This window comes from Kistimonas scapharcae, assembly GCF_039540975.1.
Lineage (GTDB): Bacteria > Pseudomonadota > Gammaproteobacteria > Pseudomonadales > Endozoicomonadaceae > Kistimonas > Kistimonas scapharcae.
Map to the genome: position 1 here is coordinate 22,167 of NZ_BAABFL010000114.1, position 19,458 is coordinate 41,624.

The 19,458-nt window shown below is 53.6% G+C and carries 17 protein-coding genes and 1 tRNA gene; 15 read left to right on the forward strand and 3 right to left on the reverse strand.

The window, feature by feature from the left end; all coding sequences use genetic code 11:
- Positions 1-7 precede the first annotated feature (7 nt).
- From argF (ABD892_RS06870) to arcC (ABD892_RS06920), 11 genes are all read left to right on the forward strand, one after another.
- On the forward strand, positions 8-1,009 hold the full coding sequence (gene argF / locus ABD892_RS06870; protein WP_345194695.1) for an ornithine carbamoyltransferase: 1,002 nt from the start codon (positions 8-10) through the stop codon (positions 1,007-1,009).
- 220 nt (positions 1,010-1,229) lie between these two features.
- Entirely contained in the window at positions 1,230-2,234 is a 1,005-nt protein-coding gene (gene argF / locus ABD892_RS06875; RefSeq protein ID WP_345194696.1) for an ornithine carbamoyltransferase, read from the forward strand.
- 145 nt (positions 2,235-2,379) lie between these two features.
- Positions 2,380-3,318, forward strand: coding sequence for a carbamate kinase (arcC, locus tag ABD892_RS06880; RefSeq protein ID WP_345194697.1), 939 nt, complete (start codon positions 2,380-2,382; stop codon positions 3,316-3,318).
- Between the two features lie 446 nt (positions 3,319-3,764).
- The gene (locus ABD892_RS06885) at positions 3,765-5,144 is read left to right on the forward strand and encodes a V-type ATP synthase subunit B (RefSeq protein ID WP_345194698.1); all 1,380 of its coding nucleotides are present in this window, start codon (positions 3,765-3,767) and stop codon (positions 5,142-5,144) included.
- Positions 5,145-5,147: 3 nt separating this feature from the next.
- Positions 5,148-5,741, forward strand: a complete 594-nt coding sequence (locus ABD892_RS06890) for a V-type ATP synthase subunit D (RefSeq protein WP_345194700.1) — start codon at positions 5,148-5,150, stop codon at positions 5,739-5,741.
- Between the two features lie 36 nt (positions 5,742-5,777).
- The gene (locus ABD892_RS06895; RefSeq protein WP_345194701.1) at positions 5,778-7,577 is read left to right on the forward strand and encodes a V-type ATP synthase subunit I; all 1,800 of its coding nucleotides are present in this window, start codon (positions 5,778-5,780) and stop codon (positions 7,575-7,577) included.
- Between the two features lie 3 nt (positions 7,578-7,580).
- Complete coding sequence (locus ABD892_RS06900; RefSeq protein ID WP_345194702.1) at positions 7,581-8,030, forward strand: ATP synthase subunit C; 450 nt, start codon at positions 7,581-7,583, stop codon at positions 8,028-8,030.
- 34 nt (positions 8,031-8,064) lie between these two features.
- Entirely contained in the window at positions 8,065-8,739 is a 675-nt protein-coding gene (locus ABD892_RS06905; RefSeq protein WP_345194703.1) for a hypothetical protein, read from the forward strand.
- 82 nt (positions 8,740-8,821) lie between these two features.
- Positions 8,822-9,508: a DUF2764 family protein gene (locus tag ABD892_RS06910; RefSeq protein ID WP_345194704.1), complete on the forward strand. Its 687-nt coding sequence runs from the start codon at positions 8,822-8,824 to the stop codon at positions 9,506-9,508.
- Between the two features lie 64 nt (positions 9,509-9,572).
- Positions 9,573-11,420 (forward strand): V-type ATP synthase subunit A, encoded by a 1,848-nt coding sequence (locus ABD892_RS06915; RefSeq protein WP_345194706.1) that lies wholly within the window; start codon positions 9,573-9,575, stop codon positions 11,418-11,420.
- A 372-nt stretch (positions 11,421-11,792) separates the two neighbouring features.
- Positions 11,793-12,743: a carbamate kinase gene (gene arcC / locus ABD892_RS06920; protein ID WP_345194707.1), complete on the forward strand. Its 951-nt coding sequence runs from the start codon at positions 11,793-11,795 to the stop codon at positions 12,741-12,743.
- A 571-nt stretch (positions 12,744-13,314) separates the two neighbouring features.
- On the opposite strand, the gene ABD892_RS06925 is transcribed toward arcC (ABD892_RS06920), so the two are convergent.
- Positions 13,315-13,390 (reverse strand) — tRNA-Glu (locus ABD892_RS06925).
- A 125-nt stretch (positions 13,391-13,515) separates the two neighbouring features.
- Here ABD892_RS06925 and ABD892_RS06930 point away from each other — a divergent pair.
- Both ABD892_RS06930 and ABD892_RS06935 read left to right on the forward strand, forming a co-directional pair.
- Positions 13,516-14,169: a glutathione S-transferase family protein gene (locus tag ABD892_RS06930; protein WP_345194708.1), complete on the forward strand. Its 654-nt coding sequence runs from the start codon at positions 13,516-13,518 to the stop codon at positions 14,167-14,169.
- Positions 14,170-14,234: 65 nt separating this feature from the next.
- On the forward strand, positions 14,235-16,589 hold the full coding sequence (locus ABD892_RS06935; RefSeq protein WP_345194710.1) for a hybrid sensor histidine kinase/response regulator: 2,355 nt from the start codon (positions 14,235-14,237) through the stop codon (positions 16,587-16,589).
- Between the two features lie 9 nt (positions 16,590-16,598).
- Here the strand turns inward: ABD892_RS06935 and msrB are convergent, their stop codons facing one another.
- Complete coding sequence (gene msrB / locus ABD892_RS06940; protein ID WP_345194711.1) at positions 16,599-17,027, reverse strand: peptide-methionine (R)-S-oxide reductase MsrB; 429 nt, start codon at positions 17,025-17,027, stop codon at positions 16,599-16,601.
- A 95-nt stretch (positions 17,028-17,122) separates the two neighbouring features.
- Between msrB and ABD892_RS06945 the strand changes: the two genes are divergently transcribed.
- A complete protein-coding gene (locus ABD892_RS06945; protein WP_345194712.1) occupies positions 17,123-18,337 on the forward strand; it encodes a pyridoxal phosphate-dependent aminotransferase in 1,215 nt (404 codons plus the stop codon).
- Between the two features lie 36 nt (positions 18,338-18,373).
- Positions 18,374-18,844, forward strand: a complete 471-nt coding sequence (locus ABD892_RS06950; protein ID WP_345194713.1) for a hypothetical protein — start codon at positions 18,374-18,376, stop codon at positions 18,842-18,844.
- Between the two features lie 100 nt (positions 18,845-18,944).
- Here ABD892_RS06950 and ABD892_RS06955 read toward each other — a convergent pair.
- On the reverse strand, positions 18,945-19,458 hold a 514-nt coding region (locus tag ABD892_RS06955; protein WP_345194715.1), incomplete at its 5' end, for a hypothetical protein.

Sequence of the window (19,458 nt, forward strand, 5' to 3'; positions counted from 1 at the left end):
TAAGACCATGTCTTTCAATCTGCGTAACCGTAACTTCCTGAAACTGCTGGACTTCCAACCTAAAGAAATCCAGTACCTGCTGGATCTGTCCCGTGACCTGAAGCGTGCCAAGTACGCCGGTTGCGAACAGCAGCGCATGAAAGGCAAGAACGTTGCCCTGATTTTCGAAAAGACCTCTACCCGTACCCGTTGCGCATTCGAAGTGGCCTGCTTCGACCAGGGCGCTAACGTCACTTACATCGGTGGCGGCTCTCAGATGGGTCACAAAGAATCCGTTAAGGACACCGCTCGCGTTCTGGGCCGTTTCTATGACGGTATCGAATTCCGCGGCTTCTCTCAGGACGCCGTTGAAGAGTTGGGCGCATACGCTGGCGTTCCTGTCTGGAACGGCCTGACTGACGAATGGCACCCCACTCAGATCCTGGCTGACTTCCTGACCATGATCGAACACGGCCAGGGCAAGCAGCTGAACGAAATCAAGTTCGCTTACCTGGGCGACGCTCGCAACAACATGGGTAACTCCCTGATGGTTGGCGCTGCCAAGATGGGCATGGACATTCGCCTGGTTGCTCCGAAGGCATTCTGGCCTGAAGAGTCTCTGGTTGAAACCTGCAGCAAGATCGCTGAAGAAACCGGCGCCAAGATCACCCTGACCGAAGACGTTGCTGAAGGCGTTAACGGCGTTGACTTCCTGTACACTGACGTATGGGTTTCCATGGGTGAAGCCGAGTCCGCATGGGCTGAGCGTATCGAACTGATGAAGCCTTACCAGGTGAACATGGACGTCATCGCCAAGACTGGCAACAAAGACGTTAAGTTCATGCACTGCCTGCCTGCTTTCCACAACACCGAAACCAAGGTTGGTCAGGAAATCGCCGAGAAATTCGGCATGGAAGGCCTGGAAGTGAACGAAGAAGTCTTCGAATCCGCATACAACATCTCCTTCGACGAAGCAGAAAACCGTATGCACACCATCAAGGCTGTTATGGTTGCCACCCTGGGCGACTAATCTGTCATTGATAGATCAAGAGAGGGGCTAATGCCCCTCTTTTTTATCATATGAAACTGACCAATCCGCATTAAGCATCACCATCCCACCCGAATTTTCTCACACAACGAAAACAGGCAACGGATACAGTATGTACTATCCTGTAGTCGTGTTTCGTCACCTGCCACATCAACGACAGGCTATCTGCTCAATCCCTCAGTACTCAAGAGGATTCAGTACCATGTCTTTCAACCTGCGCAATCGTAAATACACCAAGCTGCTGGATTTCACCCCGAAAGAAATGCAATTCCTGCTGGATCTTGGCCGCGACCTCAAACGCGCCAAATATGCCGGTTGCGAACAACAGAGACTGAAAGGTAAGAATATCGCCCTGATCTTTGAAAAAACATCCACCCGGACCCGGTGTGCCTTTGAAGTTGCCGCCTTTGACCAGGGCGCTAACGTGACCTTTATCGGCGGCGGCTCCCAAATGGGCCACAAGGAATCCGTAAAAGATACAGCACGGGTGCTTGGTCGCTTTTATGACGGTATCGAATTCCGGGGCTTCAAGCAGGAACACGTTGAAGAACTGGCGGAATACGCCGGTGTACCGGTATGGAACGGGCTCACCGACGAATTCCACCCAACTCAGATCATTGCCGATTTCATGACCATGCTCGAACATGGCGATGGCAAACAACTGCACCAAATGAAGTGGTGCTACCTCGGCGACGGCAAGAACAACATGGGCAACTCCCTCATGGTCGGCGCCGCAAAAATGGGGATGGATTTCCGCATTGCCGCCCCTAGCAGTTATTTCCCCGAAAAGTGGATTGTTGACGAGTGCAACAAGATTGCTGAACAAACTGGCGCCACCATTACACTCACAGAAGATGTCGGCAAAGCCGTTAAAGACTGCGACTTCCTCTATGGTGACGTATGGGTCTCCATGGGCGAACCCAAGGAAGTGTGGGATGAGCGCGTAAGCGCGCTGAAACCCTATCAGGTCAACATGGATGTCATCAAAAAAACCGGCAACCCGAAAGTGAAATACCTTCACTGCCTGCCCGCCTTCCATAATACGGAAACCACTGTCGGCAAAGAGGTGGCGGAACAATATGGCCTTACCAATGGTGTAGAAGTCACTGAAGACGTGTTTGAATCAGAGTACTGTATCGCCTTTGACGAAGCCGAAAACCGCATGCACTCAATTAAAGCCATCATGGTAGCGACACTCGGTGACTAACGCAGTGCCATCTCGTCCCCACCCAAAGAGAGCATCTGAACGCAACTATTGATTGCCCCTAAATGCCATGGGTGACACCCGTCACCCATGGACAATACCGGTTTCCGATTCAACTATTCACCTACCCAATCAGAGGATCAGGGATATGTTAGTTGTCATGGCCCTGGGAGGAAACGCTATCCTGCAGCGTGGCCAACCCCTTGAGGCACACATCCAGCGTGAAAATATTCGAACCGCTGCCAAGTCCATCGCAGAAGTCGCCAAAGATCACCAGGTGGTGCTAACACATGGCAATGGCCCGCAGGTTGGCTTGCTGGCCCTGATGAACGAAGCTTACGAAGCGGTGGCCAATTACCCACTGGATGTTCTGGGTGCACAAACGCAGGGCATGATCGGGTTCATGTTTGAGCAGGAACTGCGCAACTACATGCCGGGTCGTAAAGTGTGCACAGTATCCACCCAAACCATCGTCGATCCCAACGACCCCGCCTTTGAGAACCCGGACAAATTCGTCGGACCTGTCTACACCTATGAAGAAGCTCAAGTCATCCAGGAAGCCAATCCCAGCTGGACATTGAAACAAGATGGTAACTACTACCGTCGTGTGGTGCCTTCACCACAACCCATGGAAATACTGGAACTACCCTCGTTAAGGCACATTGTGTCATCGGGTGATATCACCGTGATCTGCGGCGGTGGCGGAGGTATTCCGGTCCGTCGGGATGCCGACAACATGCTGCACGGCGTCGAAGCCGTTGTGGACAAGGATCGCGCCTCACGCACACTGGCCGAAGGCCTGGAAGCCGATGCTCTGGTACTGCTGACGGACGTTCCAGCCGTCGAAACGAACTTCGGTCAGCCGGATTCGAAAAAGATCAAGGAATGCTCACCGGACGAATTTGAGAAGTTCCCGTTTGCGGCTGGTAGCATGGGGCCTAAGGTAGAATCCGTATGCCATTTCGTTCGCTCCGGTGGTAAGTTTGGTGCCATCGGTTCGCTGGACAAGGCGGCGGAAATCCTGCTTGGACGCTCCGGCACCTTTGTCAAGGTAGATGTACCCGGTGGTATCACCTATTACGACTGAACCGACCAGACAACTATTCCAATTACAGCCTCTCACTAGCCGGGAGATGCCAGCCTCACACTGTGAAGTGGAATGACTGGGATCTCGCGGCAAAGTAGTGTCTGCGCATGGTATGTACGGACACAACCGGCGGCGACGGTTTATACCATTGCCAACGGTGTTTGAAAACAGGGTTTGCCACGGGCCTGGTCCCGCAATTGCCGCCGGTTTGACCGGCTAACGTTTTTTGGCAGGCTTTGATCTATCACCGGATAAGGGTTTACGAAAACTGCGGCGCCGTTAGTTGTTCAGGGTGACAGAGTTTTCGTCGGCAAGGTGACGGAATCTGTTTTCAGCCATAACGGGCGGTTGCGTATTGTGGATATATGCCCATCGGGTCTGAAGCATTTGTTTTCCCTTTGACGCAGGGCCCCATGGCCCGAATTATAAAGGACAGGAAGAAGGCTATGTCCCAGAGTCTGTTACGTTATACCAACATTCTGAGTATTGTTGGTGACATTATCCGGGTCGAAGTACCCAACCTGAGCGACAGTAATGCTCAGGCGCGGAACGGTGATCTCGCCCTGATTGAGCAGAATGGCCAGGCCTATTCGCTTGCGCAGATCATCAAGCTGAACCGCGAAGAAGTTTCCCTCCAGGTGTTCGCGGGCACCAAAGGTCTCTCCACTGACGCCGCTGTCTGCTTCCTAGGCGAACCCATGAAAGCCGTATACTCCCCGAACATTCTGGGTCGTATCTTCAACGGCGCGGGTGAGGCGATTGATGGCGGTCCGGCACTGGACCAGGATCCTCGCGTTGAAATCGACGGCCCTTCCGTCAACCCGATCCGTCGTGTTCTGGCGTCCCGCATGGTACGGACCAACGTACCCATGATCGACGTGTTCAACACCCTTGTTGAATCCCAGAAGATCCCGATCTTCTCCGTCTCCGGCGAACCCTACAACAAGTTCCTGGCCCGGATCGCGATTCAGGCGGAAGCGGACGTCGTTGTATTCGGCGGCATGGGTCTGATCTTCGACGATTACCACTTCTTCAAGACTGCATTCGAAGAAGCCGGCGTATCTTCCCGTACTGTCATGTACACCAACCTGGCTTCTGACCCGACCGTTGAGCGTCTGATGATCGCCGACATGTCTCTGGCAGTGGCTGAGCACTTCGCGGTAGAAGAAGGCAAGAAGGTTCTGGTCCTGCTGACCGACATGACTTCCTATGCCGACGCCATGAAGGAAATCGGTGTTGCCATGGACAAGATCCCGGCCAACCGGGGTTACATGGGTGACCTGTACTCCCAGCTGGCCCGCCGTTACGAGAAGGCAGCCGACTACAAGGGCGCTGGCTCCGTGACCATCCTGGCGGTAACCACCATGCCCGGTAACGACCTGACCCACCCGGTTCCGGATAACACCGGTTACATCACCGAAGGTCAGTTCTACCTGCACGACGGCGTTATCGATCCGTTCGGTTCCCTGTCCCGTCTGAAGCAGATGGTTATCGGCAAGGAAACCCGGGAAGACCACAGCCAGATCATGAACACCATGATCCGCTTCTACTCCGATTCCGTGAACGCCAAGCAGAAGCAGGCGATGGCTTTCGAACTGTCTCCGTACGATGAGAAAGTGATTCGCTTCGGTGACCAGTTCATCGACAACTTCATGAAGCTGGACGTCTCCATGAGCCTGGAAGAGGCCCTCGACCTGGCGTGGAAGATCCTGGCTGACTGCTTCAGCCCAGAAGAGACGCTGATGAAGCAGAGCCTGATCGAGAAGTACTGGCCCGTGAAATCCCAGGTTGCTGCGGCAGCTGCCACTGAAACCGCCGGGGCATAAACCATGGCCAAGATTGCGCTGAACAAAAGCTCGCTTAACCGGGAAAAGCGCAACCTGAAAACGTTCAACCGTTACCTGCCGGCGCTGGAACTCAAGCGTCAGCAGCTGATGGCGGAGCGGAAAAAAGCAGAGGATGCTGTCAGGGAAGCGCGCGAGCGTATTGAGCAGATCGAAAAAGACGTCAGTGAGCAACTACCAATGCTTGCTTGTGAGGATATCAACGTCGAAGGCCTGGTGCGTGTGACCAACGTGGTTCTGGGTGAACAGAACATCGTCGGTACTACCGTGCCTGTCGTTGAAAAAGTTGAGGTAGAAGTCGCACAGTACAGCTACCTGACCAAACCTCACTGGGTGGATTTCCTGGTGGAACGCCTGAAGGAAATGGTGGAACTGCATGTTGAGATGCTGGTGCGTGAACTGCGCTACCAGGAGATCAGCAAAGCGACCCGCACCACGTCCCAGCGTGTGAACCTGTTCTCCAAGGTTCTGATTCCACGCAGCAACAAGAATATCGCGAAGATCAAGATCTTCATGTCCGATATGGATCGTGCTGCGGTGGTGAACGCCAAGATCTCCAAAACCAAGATGGCCAGCTGATCTGCCCCGGCAGTCAGCCTAAAGCTGGATAAGAGCATGAGTATCAAAACACTCAAGAAGATCACGCTCTATGGGCTAGCCAGCGAGAAGGAAGCCGTACTCAGCGGACTACAGGAAATGGGGTGTGTTCACCTGATTCCCCTGGCTGAGACACCGGCTGCCCCCGAAGGCGAGCTCAGTGAGCCCCGGGCTGCAAAGGAGGCCTATAGTCACCTCCTGAGCTGTCCGGTCAAACGACGGGAAATCCGTCGTATGGATGCCATGGACACCGACGAGGTGGTCGCCAAGGTTCTTGCCAACAAGAATCAGCTGCGTGCCGCGTCTGACGCCCGTGACAACCTGATCAAGCGGATCCGGGAAGTTCGCCCCTGGGGCGATTTTTCCTTTCCGGAACTGAATCAGCTGGACGACATCCGTCTGTGGTTCTACGTGATTCCCCACCATGACATGGGAGCACTCGAAGAGATCGAGATGCCCTGGGAAGTGGTGCACCGTGATCACAAGAACTGCTATGTCGTCCTGCTGAACAAAACAGAACCGGATGTTAACCTGCTGCCGGTCAAGCGCTCCCATGTGGGCGGTGACTCCCTGTCCAGCCTGGAACACCAGCTGGAAGAAGCGGAAATGAAGGTGGAGGATATTCAGGGTGAACGGGAGTCTCTGACCCGTTGGCTTTACGTCCTCAGCCAGATCGTTGCCCGCAAGGAAGACACCCGCGCATTGGAAGACGCTCGTCGTGTTACCCTCGACGATGACCAGTTTTTCCTGGTCTCAGGCTGGCTGCCTGCGGATGAAGAAGAACGCGCCAGTGCATTTGTCGCGTCCTTTGCCGTAGCCGCCACCATCGAAGACCCGGCGCCGGAAGACAATCCGCCGACCCTGCTGGAAAACCCCGAATCCGTTGCCGGCGGTACGGAAGCCATGGCTTTCTACCAGCTGCCCGGTTACCGGACCTGGGACCCCAGCACCGTGGTGTTCTTCTCGTTCTCCCTGTTCTTTGCCATGATCATGAACGACGCGGCCTACTGCGCCATCCTCGGCGGCCTCGTGTTCCTGTTCCGCAAGAAACTGGGTGCCAGCGAGACAGGCATCCGCATCCGTAACCTGGCCTATTTCATGTCAGGTCTCGGTATTGTCTGGGGCATCTGCTCCGGCAGCTACTTCGGTTACACGCCAGACAAGGACACGTTCTTTGGTTCGCTGCATTTCATCGATATGAACAACTACGGCGCCATGATGAAGGTTTCCATCATCATTGGTGCGACCCATATCGTGATCGCGAACCTGGTCACTGCCTGGAACAACCGAACGCGCCTCTATGCGCTGGCGCCCCTGGGCTGGACACTGGCCATCGCCGGTGGTGTTGCCCTGTGGCTCGGCATAACGGGTGATCTGGAGCCGGTCTGGAAAACAACGTTTGGTCCTGCATTAGCCATTGCCGGTGCAGCGTTGATCTTCCTGTTTACCAGCACACGCCCGGTCTCCAGTGCGAAAGACGTACTGTTCCGGATCGCTGACGGTCTGCATGCGCTTTACAATATCTCCAGTGTTTTTGGCGATATCCTGAGCTACATGCGTCTGTTTGCCCTCGGTCTGGCCGGCGCGTCTCTGGCAGTAACCTTCAATACGCTGGCCTTCCAGGTTCTGGAAAGCATGCCGGGTATCGGTGTTCTGTTCTGCGCCCTGATCCTGATCGCGGGTCACCTGCTCAATATCAGCCTTTCCCTGATGGGTGGTGTTGTGCACGGCCTGCGTCTGAATGTGATTGAGTTCTTCAAGTGGAGCCTGACTGAAGAAGGCTACCCGTTTAAACCGTTTAAAAAGCAAGAGGATTGATTCATGGATAACTATATGATGCTGCTGGGCTGGGCTGGTATTTTCGCTCCTATGGCTCTGGGTGCCATCGGCTCCGGTATGGGTTGCTCTATCTCCGGTCAGGCGGCCTGTGGCGCCATGCTGGACGTTGAAAGCGGTTACGGTAAGTTCATCGGTCTGTCTGCACTGCCTTCTTCCCAGGGCATTCTGGGTATCGTTATCATGTTCATCCTGATGGGTACCCCCCTGACCGTTGACACTGCGCCTGCTTTCTTCGGCATCGGCGTTCTGGCAGGTGTTGCACTGCTGGTTACTGCTATCTACCAGGGCAAGGCGGTTGCTGGTGCTATCAATGCGTCCAAGAACAAGCCTGAAATCTTCGGTCTGTCTATCGCTCCTGCGGCTATCGTAGAAGGCTTCTCTGTATTCGCCTTCGTATTCGCCCTGGTTCTGGCTGGCAACATCGCCGCCTAAGCCTGTCGATTAACGTTGCTAACAGGGTGAAGTCATGACTGAAGTAGCAAGTAATGTATCCGTCGGGGTACAGGAGCTGATTGAAAAGCTCCGCAATCAGGGCGTTGCCAACGGCCGCTCTGAAGCCGACAAGATTGTCTCCGACGCCCGCGCTGAAGCGGAGCGGATTCTGGCAGAAGCGCGCGCGCAGGCCACTGACCTGGTGAACAAGGCGAAAAAAGAAGCCGACTTCACCATCAAGGCCGGCGAAGAGTCCCTGGAACTGGCCGGCCGTAACGCCGTGCTGGAACTGAAGGACTTCCTGCTCAAGCAGTTCTCTGAGCAGATCCGCCTGACCGTCGCACGGGAAATGGAAGACCAGGGCATCCTCAAGAACATGATTCTTGAAGTCGCCGGTCGTAACAGCCTGCGTGGTGAAGAAAACGTCGAAGTGATCCTGCCCCGCAAGGTCATCGGTGTTGAAGACCTGCGTGAGCACCCGGAAGCACTGAAAGAAGGCTCACTGGCCTACTTCGCAGTGCGCCAGGGCAAGGAAATGCTGAGCAACGGCGTCACCTTCAAGGTCGGCGGCGAGAAGCAGACCGGCGTGACCTTCCGCCTGCGCGAGAAGAACATCGAGGTTGAGCTGGATGACACGGCTGTCAGCACCATGCTGCTGAAGCACCTGCAGCCCCGCTTCCGCGCGCTGCTGGAAGGCATCATCAATTAAGGCTTACGCTGCCGGCTAACGGTAACCGGACTTTTCTGACGTCCGGCTACCGGCTCCGGCAGCGGCTGTTAAGGAGCAAGCCATGGCTGAGAATGCCTGTTATACCTTGCTGACCTCGCTGCCGCACATTGATTCCCTGTTCAACAGCCGGATCACCCCGATCTCCCGCTTCCAGCTGGACCGTCGCCTGTCCATGCTGGATATGGCCGATCAGGAACGTCTGGTCATGATCGAGAATCTGCTGCACTGGGATCACCTGGCAGACGATGTCAATGAAAGCGCCCTGATCCGCCTGGCCGAAAAAGCCCGGGATCAGCTGGATAGCCAGACCCTGCGCGAACTCGTGGACTGGCGCCTGGATATGCGCACTATCGTAGCCGCCCTGCGCCGCAAGCACCTGGGTGAAGCAGCGCCAACCACCGCCAAGTGGAGTTACGGAACCCGCTATGAATACATTCGTAGCCACTGGAGCTCACCGACCCTGGGTCTTGGCAAGGCGTTTCCCTGGATCAGCAAAGTGGCTGAGTGCCTGCGCACTGGCAACTGTGTTGAACTGGAAAAAACCCTGCTGCAGGCTGTCTGGGATCAGCTGAACCGGCTGGCCACCCGACACCAGTTCGATTTCGAGGCAGTGGTTATCTATGTACTGCGCTGGAACCTGGTCGCCCGCTGGACCAGTTATGACACTGGCAAGGCCCAGGTCCGGTTCCGCAAGCTGATCGACAAGAGCCTCGGCGAATTCAGGGACCAGTTGCCGGTCAGCAACTGATCACGACGATTTCATCTGCAGAACGGTCAATGTACCGACTGTGCTAGAAAAAGGTTATCGCGTTATGAGTACAACGCACGAACAAAACGCCACAGCCCGCGTCGTGGCCGTCAATGGTGACATCATCACCATTGAAACCATCGACAAGGGCGAAGAGAGCCGCGCCCTGGTTAAGAACGAAGTGGTTTACGTGGTACCCAGCCGCAAGCAGAACGAAAGCATTGATGAAATGCTGATGTCTGAAGTCCTGCGGGTTCACGGCAAAACCGCCGACATTCAGGTCTTCGAAGACACCCGCGGCGTTGCCGTCGGTGACTACATCGTCCAGACCGGTCAGCTGCTGTCCGTAGAACTGGGCCCGGGCATCCTGAGCCAGATCTATGACGGTCTGCAGAACCCGCTGGAAACCCTGGCCCAGCTGCACGGCACCTTCCTGCAGCGTGGCGTTCAGGCGGAAGCCCTGGACCGTACCAAAACCTGGTCCTTTGTTGCCAAGGCTCGTGTTGGTGACGTCCTGCGTGCCGGTGAAACCCTGGGTACTGTTCAGGAAGGCCGCTTCACGCACAAGGTCATGATTCCTTTTGACCTGACCGGTTCCGTGACTGTCGACTGGATCCAGGAAGGCACCTTTACCGTTGACACCATCGTTGCCCGCGTGCGCGACGAGCAGGGTAAAGAGCGCGAACTGAACATGATTCAGCGCTGGCCGGTGCGTCGCTCCATTTCCGAGACCCTGTCTCAGAAAGGCGGCAAGACCACCCGTCACTACCCGACTGAGCCTCTGATCACCCAGCAGCGCCTGGTTGACACCTTCTTCCCCATCGCCCGTGGCGGTACCGGCTGTATCCCTGGTCCGTTCGGTGCGGGTAAGACCGTACTGCAGCACATGCTGTCCAAGTACTCTTCTGCCGACATCGTTATCGTTATCGCCTGTGGTGAACGTGCCGGTGAGGTGGTAGAAACCATCGACGAGTTCCCGAAACTGCAGGATCCCAGCGGCGCCGGCTCCCTGATGGACCGTACCACCATCATCTGTAACACCTCCTCCATGCCGGTTGCGGCCCGTGAAGCCTCTATCTACACCGGTCTGACCCTGGGTGAGTACTACCGTCAGATGGGCTACAACGTTCTGATCCTGGCTGACTCCACGTCCCGCTGGGCGCAGGCGATGCGTGAAACCTCCAACCGTCTGGAAGAAATTCCAGGTGAAGAAGGCTTCCCGGCGTACATCGACTCCGCTATCAAGGGTCTGTACGAGCGTGCGGGTGTGATCAGCAACGAAGACGGCGAGTCCGGTTCCCTGACCATGATCGGCACCGTATCACCGGCCGGTGGTAACTTCGAAGAGCCCGTGACCCAGTCCACCCTGGCGACCGTGAAGTGCTTCCTGGGTCTGTCTTACGATCGTGCTTACAAGCGTTTCTTCCCGGCTGTTGACCCGCTGATCTCCTGGTCTCGTTACCTGGATCAGATGAAGCCCTGGTACGACGCCAACCTGTCCAGCGACTGGGTTGCCATGGTGACCGAGATGCAAAAGCTGCTGGTTCGCGGTGAAAGCATCAACCAGATGATGCAGGTGACCGGTGAAGAAGGTGTGACCCTGGGCGACTACGTCGAGTTCCAGAAGTCCCTGTTCCTGGACATGGTTTACCTGCAGCAGGACGCTTTCGACCATATCGACGCCGCCTGCTCCCTGGAGCGTCAGAAGTTCAGCTTCCGCCTAATCGTTGACCTGATCCGTCAGGACTACAACTTCGCTGACAAGAACGTCGCCCGCGACTTCTTCGTGAAGCTGACCGGTCTGTACAAGAACTTCAACTATGCGCACATGGATTCGTCCGAATACAAGGACTACCTGGAAAAGATCGAGGATCTGCGCAACCAGTATGCTGTCAGCGCCGAAGCGGCCTGATAGACAACGGTATCCTCACAGAAACAAAGGCCGACCTATGTCGGCCTTTGTTTTTCCTGAAAAACATCATAAAAACTGATTTTCCCCGCCTCAAACGTCAATTTAAAGACGATATTTATCAACAAAACCAGCAGCCACTTACCAAGTGTTAAATAACTATAACTGTAGTGACACGTAAACCTTATCTCAGGTCAACACACCGTCGATTATTGGCCAAAGTACGTACAAAACACACTTGGAATCGGAACTCTCGAACCTAATATGGTGTCTATACCGGAGTGAATCCCCTCTCGGATATACAATCCAGTACCGGTGCCGATAAAAAACCGGAATGGATCATCGAATCACCAAAGAAAGTAAGGGAATCCTGTCATGCGTATTGTCATCGCTCTGGGCGGTAACGCCATGCTGCAGCGCGGTCAGCCTCTGGAAGCTGATATCCAGCGCGAAAACATCAGCAAAGCCGCTGAAATGATTGCCAAAGTTGCCCAGGAGCACGAAGTAATCCTGACTCACGGTAACGGCCCCCAGGTGGGTCTGCTGGCTCTGCAAAACGCTGCCTACACCAAAGTTGCCCCTTATCCGCTGGACGTACTGGGCGCTGAAACCGCCGGTATGATCGGCTACATGATGGAGCAGGAACTGTACAACCACACCAATGGCGCACAGATCGCGACCATGGTAACCCAGACCCTGGTTGACGCTAACGACCCTGCCTTCCAGGATCCGACCAAGTTCGTTGGTCCGGTTTACAGCAAAGAAGAAGCCGAAGCCCTGGCCGCTGAAAAAGGCTGGTCCATCAAGGCTGACGGCGAATACTTCCGTCGTGTCGTTCCTTCTCCACTGCCCCAGGGTATCGTTGAAGTTGAGATGATCCGCAAGCTGGCCGAGCAAGGCGCTCTGGTTATCTGTGCAGGCGGTGGCGGTGTACCGGTTCGCAAGGACGAAAATGGCAAGCTGGTTGGCGTTGAAGCCGTTGTCGACAAAGATCTGTCCGCGGCCATCCTGGCAGAACAGATGGGTGCTGATGCCCTGATCATCATGACCGACGTTAGCGCCGTATGCATCAACTTCGGCCAGCCTGATCAGAAAGAAATCCACAAGGCGACACCTGACGCGATCACCTCTCTGGACTTCCCGGCCGGCTCCATGGGTCCGAAGATCGAAGCTGCTGCCAACTTCGTCCGCAAGGGCGGCAAGTTCGCCGGTATCGGTAGCCTGTACGACGTCGTTAACATTGCTAACGGCGTATCCGGCACCTGGATCACCGAAGACGCAGAAGGGATCACCTACCACGAAGATCGTAAGGCTGCTGAAGCCTGATCTGCCTGGCGGGGGCTTTAGCGCCTCCGCCTTTCCTTCTCTCTCCTATACCTCCCCACACTTAGACTCCCCTAATACTCACTGACCTATTAAAACGCAATCCACCATTGCCGTTGACGTCGATGTCTTTATCATTCGAGCAGACAAAATTCTGCTGGGAGAACGCACGGGTTCATACGGTAAAGACACATGACTCTACCCGGTGCTTGGTGAAACCCCTGCAAACTGCGCCATCCGTGAAACACTGGAAGAAACGGTTATCAAGAAACTGTAGCGTTCACAACCGATATTTTTGAAAAGGAAGGAAAGCATTACATCACACTGTTCGCTCTAGCCAAACAGTGCGATGGTGAACCCTGCATCACGGAACCAGATGAGCGTAAAGGCTGGTCATGGTTTAACTGGAATGACCTGCTAAAATCGCCTTTTGCTTCGCTTGAAAACCTCATACAACAGGGATTTGTTCCTGCATTTGGCAGGCAATGATTACAGCTATTCCTGGCACGTGGCCCGACAATTATTGCGGGCATAAAAAAAGCCTTCTTGCAAAGCAAGAAGGCTTTTTCAAATATGGCGTCCCCTAGGGGACTCGAACCCCTGTTACTGCCGTGAAAGGGCAGTGTCCTAGGCCACTAGACGAAGGGGACCTCATGGACGGCGGCAATAATAGGGGTTCACTTTCCGGGAGTCAACAGCCTGGCCGCGATTCTTTTTCACATTCCATCATGGTCATGTACACTCTCCGTACGCATAAAGGAGAGGAATGATAAGAATGAAACTCAAACTCCTGGGGGCTCCGCTATCGCCTTTTGTCCGGAAGACCATTCTGACCCTGAAACTCAAAGAGCTGCCTTATGAGTTGACCCCTGTTTTACCCTTTAATTTCCCTGACTGGTTTGTAGAACTCAACCCACTCAAACGCATACCCGTTTTAACCGTTGATGACACGCCCATTGCCGATTCCAGTGTGATCTGCCAGTTTCTGGATACCCTGTCAGACACAACACGACTGATTCCCGACAATGCGCTGGATGCAGCTCGTGTGCGGTGGTTTGAAAAATATGCCGATTATGAGCTGGCGCCGCATCTGACTTTCACTATTTTCAGAAACCGTTTTCTTCTTCCCTCTTTGGGCAAGCCCGGTGATGAAGCTGCGATAGAAAAGTCATTAACGAAAAAACTTCCCCCCATGCTCACTTATCTGGAGCAGACACTGGCAAATAATGACTACCTGGTAGGCGACAGTATCACTCTGGCGGATCTCGCTGTTATCAGTCAGTTCCTCTCCTTCAAACATGGTGGTGAACAGCCCGATAGTAACCAGTATCCAAACCTCTGCGCTTACCTTGAGCGGTTAATGCAACTGCCCTCCGTCGTGGAAACCTGGGAGAAAGAGTGCGCCATTATCCAGAAAATGAAAAAATAGTACTCACCGACAGGGAAATCCGGCATCCTGATAAAACAGGTACCGGGCAGTATGACAGGGATGTTATGAAAACCAGACTCAGTGAACGCCTGTCCTACAAACAGGCCAGAAATACACTGATACTCACCTTCCTGATAGGCGCACTGTTCAGCGTGATACAGGTCACTCTGGACTTCTACGAACAGGATCATGCCATTGACCAGGAAATGCAGGCACTGCTCAATATCAGCAGCACTCCCGCAGCCCGTATCGCTTATAACATTGATGAAGAGTTAGCCCAGGAATTACTGCTGGGCCTGCTCCGCTCCCCAACTATCATCCGTGCCGAAATGACGGATGAAAATAACACACCTTTGGCAGCCATTTCCCGGGATATACAACACGACACTACCCGTGTTGTCAGCGACACGCTGTTTGGCAAGACACGCCAATACAAAAAACCGCTGCGTGTCGCCTACGACCCGGAAGAAAAGCTGGGCTTCCTGATACTGGAAATTGATACCTATATTTACGGCAGCAGTTTTATCAAGCGTTCAGTCGTAACCGCAGTCACCGCCATTATTAAAGGATTAATTCTGGCCATTGTCCTGCTACTACTGTTTTATCGCATGACTACCCAACCGCTTTCCGCGTTGACCCGGGATTTGCGTCGGGTGAACAACCATGCACGCACCCCCATTGCACTGAAGTATCCGGCAGGTCATGAATATGATGAGATTGGCAGTCTGGTTGACTCCATCAATCGCCTGCTGCATGTCATTTCAACCAATCTGAAAAAACGTCGGCAGGCTGAAAAACAACTGAGAAATTACCTGGTTGATCTGGAAAACATTGTCGATAATCGAACCGCCGAACTCAATGCCCGCAACCGCCAGCTCAGGGACTCCAACGAGGAACTGGACCAGGCCCGCCAGGATGCGGTACAGATGGCGAAAACCCGTGCCTCCATGCTGGCCAGTATGAGTCATGAGGTGAGAACCCCCATCAATGGCATTCTGGGCATGATTGACCTGTTACTCAGGGACAATCCCACGGAGTCCCAACAGGCAAAACTGCAGCTGGCGCGTGAATCCGGCATTATTCTTGTTCAGCTGCTCAATGAGGTTCTCGACTTCTCGAAGTTCGAATCCGACAGACTGACGATAGAAGCCATTGTTTTTGATCTTCACGACACCCTGGAAACGGCGACCGCTCTGCTGGGACAAAGCGCTACTGACAAAGGTTTGATTCTGCAGAATCAACTGGATCACGCCCTTCCCCATACCGTTGTGGGTGACCCCACCCGCCTACATCAGATACTGACCAACCTGTTAGGGAATGCGATCAAATTTACTCATCACGGTAGCGTTATCCTCAAGGCCTGGGCCGAGGTGCAGCCTGATCAACAGTGCCAACTGCATGTCGAGATTCGTGATACCGGCATTGGTATTCCGGAAGCCATGCAGGAGGATATTTTTACCGCTTTTTCACAGGCATCATCCGATACCACACGGAAGTTTGGCGGTACCGGCCTGGGGCTGGCACTATCGAAAAAAATTGCAGAAGCGATGGGCGGTTCCATCACCGTGGAATCGCAACCTAACGAAGGGAGCCGATTCACAGTGGTACTGCCCTTTGAGCAAACGGTGCAGGAAGTGTCCCCATACCCACTAAACCACCACACAATAACTATCGCCGGTACGACCATGGCGATCGCCGCACCTCCCGTATTAGCCTCTATAATTTACGGCTATTGTCGTGAATGGAAGATTGATGTTTGGGTTCCCAGCTGGCACGGCCCATGGCGGCAACAGGACCTGGAACGTCTGTCAAAGACGGCTCTCCTGCTGACACACGCTCAACACCTTGTGGTTGAGCGACAGAACCCAACCCTATTGTTACAGGGGTCAGATAATACAGCCACCAATACCCCTGAAAACGATACTGTCGTAATGCCATTACCCATCAGAAAAGAGCAACTGCATACGACCCTTGCAGAGCTTCTCGGTTCTGACATTCACCCTGCAACAGCCTATTCGATGACACCACCCAATGTCATTGTCCAGGAAGCACCACCAATAACCACCCGTATTCTGGTGGTTGAGGACAATCCGACGAACCTGATGGTCGCAGAAGGCATGCTGGAGCAATTAGGCTACCAGGTGACAACCGCAAGGAACGGTCAACAATGCCTGGATCGATGCCAGAAAGCGTTATTTGATCTGGTATTAATGGATTGCAACATGCCCGTAATGGATGGCTATGAAGCCTGCCGCCAGCTGCGCAACAACGCAAAAACCTGTGATATTCCCGTGATAGCGCTCACGGCCAATGCCCTCAGCCATGACCGTGAACGCTGCTACAGGGCTGGCATGCAGGATTACATCGCCAAACCCTTTGAGCGTAGCACCCTGAAGAAAACGCTCGAGAAGTGGCTTTAACGGATAGAGTTACTGTTCAGGTGGGACAAATGACAGTGCAACAGAGTTTATGCAATAGCGCATACCTGTTGGCTTGGGCCCATCGGGAAACACATGGCCAAGATGAGCCTGGCATCGGGCACATTTCACTTCAACCCGCACCATCCCATGGGATGTATCGTATTCGGTGGTCACTGCGTCATCTGACAGCGGTTGCCAGTAACTCGGCCAACCCGAACCCGAATCATATTTTGCCTCAGAACTGAACAACGGCTGATTACAGCAGCTGCAGTGATACTCCCCCTTCTCCTTGCAATGATATAAGGCACCGGTAAATGGCGGCTCAGTCCCCTGCTGACGACACACCCGGTACTGCTCAGGCGTCAGCTGCTCACGCCACTTGTCGTCAGAACGGCTGACAATGTCAGCACGGCTATCGTTACGATCTGATCTTGCCAATGGTTTCCCTCCTTAGGACGCGGTATGATTTCGACCTTAACACCCACAATGACCGCTGACCAGAGCCTGCAGCGGTCAGTTTTTTCGGGACAGCCATGTCTGAAATTCTCAAGTCGACCAAACTGCTCGACGTCTGTTATGAAATTCGCGGCCCCGTGCTCAGCGAAGCCAAAAAGCTGGAAGAAGAAGGCCAGCGTATCATCAAGCTGAATATCGGCAATCCTGCGCCGTTTGGCTTTGATGCTCCGGAAGAAATCATCCGGGACGTAATTCTCAACCTGCCCGCATCCCAGGGGTACTGTGACGCCAAGGGCCTGTTTTCTGCTCGCAAGGCCATCATGCAATATTGCCAGCAACGGGAAATCAATGGCGTTGAGATTGAAGATATCTTTGTTGGTAACGGTGTCAGCGAGTTGATTGTCATGGCCATGCAGGGCCTGCTAAACAACGGCGATGAAATGCTGATTCCCGCACCGGACTACCCTCTCTGGACGGCGGCGGTCAACCTTGCCGGCGGCAGCGCGGTGCATTACATCAAAGATGAGCAGTCCGACTGGTACCCTGACCTGGATGATATTCGCAGCAAAATCTCTGCGAAAACCCGTGGCATTGTGGTCATCAACCCCAACAACCCGACTGGCGCTGTTTATCCACGTGAGATTCTTGAAGGTATTGTCGAACTGGCTCGAGAGCACAACCTGATCGTTTTTGCCGATGAGATTTACGACAAGATACTCTATGACGGTACCGAACATACGGCACTGGCCTCTCTGGCCGACGACGTATTGTTTGTGACGTTTAATGGGTTATCCAAGTCCTGGCGAGCGGCCGGTTTCCGTACTGGCTGGATGGTGATGAGTGGCACCAAGCATAAGGCGAAGGATTATATAGAAGGCCTGGGTATTCTGGCCTCCATGCGCCTGTGCGCCAATGTCCCTTCCCAGCATGCTGTACAAACTGCACTGGGTGGATATCAGAGCATTAATGATCTGGTATTGCCCGGCGGACGTCTTCTCGAACAGCGAGATAAAGCCTGGGAAATGATCACCGACATTCCCGGCGTCACCTGCGTCAAGCCAAAAGGCGCACTGTACCTGTTCCCGAAACTTGATCCAAAGATGTACCCCATCGAAGATGATGAACAGTTCATCCTGGATCTGCTGCGTCAGGAAAAGGTGCTTCTGGTTCAGGGCTCCGGCTTCAATTGGCCGGCCAATGACCATTTCCGGATTGTTACCCTGCCCCGTGTCGATGAGCTGGAAATTGCCATTAACAGGCTGGCAAAATATCTGGAACGAATACGCAAGTAACAGGCGTCATCACACAAGAAAGGATACGACAGGATCATGGCAGATATTCATATCGATGATTTCTTTCAGGACTGCGCCCACATTCTCCTGAAGCTGTATGGCCATTTTCCGCGCAAGGATGCGCTGTATGTGGATGACATTGCTGACTGCGACCCTGCTGATGAATACGGCATTCCCTCTGAACGCCACATGGCCTGCTATCAGGCCATGCTCTGGCTGGCGGAAGAGGGTTATCTGCGGTACGAGGATCGCATAGGTTTCAGCGGTCTTGACCAGGTTACACTGACTGAAAAAGCCTTCTTGAAGCTCGTGACACCCCTCAATGCAGCATTGACAGAAGAGAGCACTTCACCGCTGATTATCAGTCTTCAACAAGCCACTTTTGCAGAGCAGCTGAGACAGGCCATAAGCGCAGGAACCCCTTATAGGATGAGAGAAGCACTTTCACACCTATGGCCCGACGTGTTACCCAGCCATGCTTTGAATATTGTTACAGATAAAGATTAATAGTAAATATCAATCGAAACCTGCCAAATATTCGAACGGCTTAACATTAAACCAGATTGACTACATTGTTTGGTATTGTTCAAGCCACGATAACAAAGCATCAGTCGTTTATAGTGTCAAATCCTAAACGACCAAAAATTTCAGTCAGTTCATCCGTGGATGCAGATACTTGAAGCACGTCAACGTGGCGCTCCTGATGCAATTCTCGAACAAACAAATTCATAAGTTGATTTAACACATTTCCTTGACGTGCGTCCGAAGGGTCATATTGAATTACTTGAATGCTGGCAATTTTTTCTCCACCCACTTCGGTCTCATCAAAAATAATCAAACCATGAATGGTGCCCATAGCGCTACTAATCTTAAAAATCCGACTTCCATTACTCTGAAGATCATCGAGCTTTTCGACATCATCTTCAATAGACGACGTAATATCTGCCAAGGCAGCGACCCCAAGAGCCTCCGAACCTCCGTTAGTAATTAATACTTCAGCTGACCTTTTCCATGACTCTAATTTACCTCCACATAACCATACCTGATTACCACTGTGGCTCAGCCAGCTTGAGAAGCCTTGCTGGCATGGGGCAGGTTCGCGCAGCCATGTAACCCAGCCT

What these genes read in the sequence shown, in the direction of transcription:
- ABD892_RS06895 (WP_345194701.1), top strand. Translation starts at nt 5,778, where the DNA reads ATGAGTATCAAAACACTCAAGAAGATCACGCTCTATGGGCTAGCCAGC.
- ABD892_RS06945 (WP_345194712.1), top strand. Translation starts at nt 17,123, where the DNA reads ATGTCTGAAATTCTCAAGTCGACCAAACTGCTCGACGTCTGTTATGAA.
- arcC (WP_345194707.1), top strand. Translation starts at nt 11,793, where the DNA reads ATGCGTATTGTCATCGCTCTGGGCGGTAACGCCATGCTGCAGCGCGGT.
- argF (WP_345194696.1), top strand. Translation starts at nt 1,230, where the DNA reads ATGTCTTTCAACCTGCGCAATCGTAAATACACCAAGCTGCTGGATTTC.
- ABD892_RS06890 (WP_345194700.1), top strand. Translation starts at nt 5,148, where the DNA reads ATGGCCAAGATTGCGCTGAACAAAAGCTCGCTTAACCGGGAAAAGCGC.
- ABD892_RS06905 (WP_345194703.1), top strand. Translation starts at nt 8,065, where the DNA reads ATGACTGAAGTAGCAAGTAATGTATCCGTCGGGGTACAGGAGCTGATT.
- ABD892_RS06900 (WP_345194702.1), top strand. Translation starts at nt 7,581, where the DNA reads ATGGATAACTATATGATGCTGCTGGGCTGGGCTGGTATTTTCGCTCCT.
- ABD892_RS06950 (WP_345194713.1), top strand. Translation starts at nt 18,374, where the DNA reads ATGGCAGATATTCATATCGATGATTTCTTTCAGGACTGCGCCCACATT.
- ABD892_RS06915 (WP_345194706.1), top strand. Translation starts at nt 9,573, where the DNA reads ATGAGTACAACGCACGAACAAAACGCCACAGCCCGCGTCGTGGCCGTC.
- ABD892_RS06930 (WP_345194708.1), top strand. Translation starts at nt 13,516, where the DNA reads ATGAAACTCAAACTCCTGGGGGCTCCGCTATCGCCTTTTGTCCGGAAG.
- ABD892_RS06910 (WP_345194704.1), top strand. Translation starts at nt 8,822, where the DNA reads ATGGCTGAGAATGCCTGTTATACCTTGCTGACCTCGCTGCCGCACATT.
- ABD892_RS06935 (WP_345194710.1), top strand. Translation starts at nt 14,235, where the DNA reads ATGAAAACCAGACTCAGTGAACGCCTGTCCTACAAACAGGCCAGAAAT.
- argF (WP_345194695.1), top strand. Translation starts at nt 8, where the DNA reads ATGTCTTTCAATCTGCGTAACCGTAACTTCCTGAAACTGCTGGACTTC.
- ABD892_RS06885 (WP_345194698.1), top strand. Translation starts at nt 3,765, where the DNA reads ATGTCCCAGAGTCTGTTACGTTATACCAACATTCTGAGTATTGTTGGT.
- arcC (WP_345194697.1), top strand. Translation starts at nt 2,380, where the DNA reads ATGTTAGTTGTCATGGCCCTGGGAGGAAACGCTATCCTGCAGCGTGGC.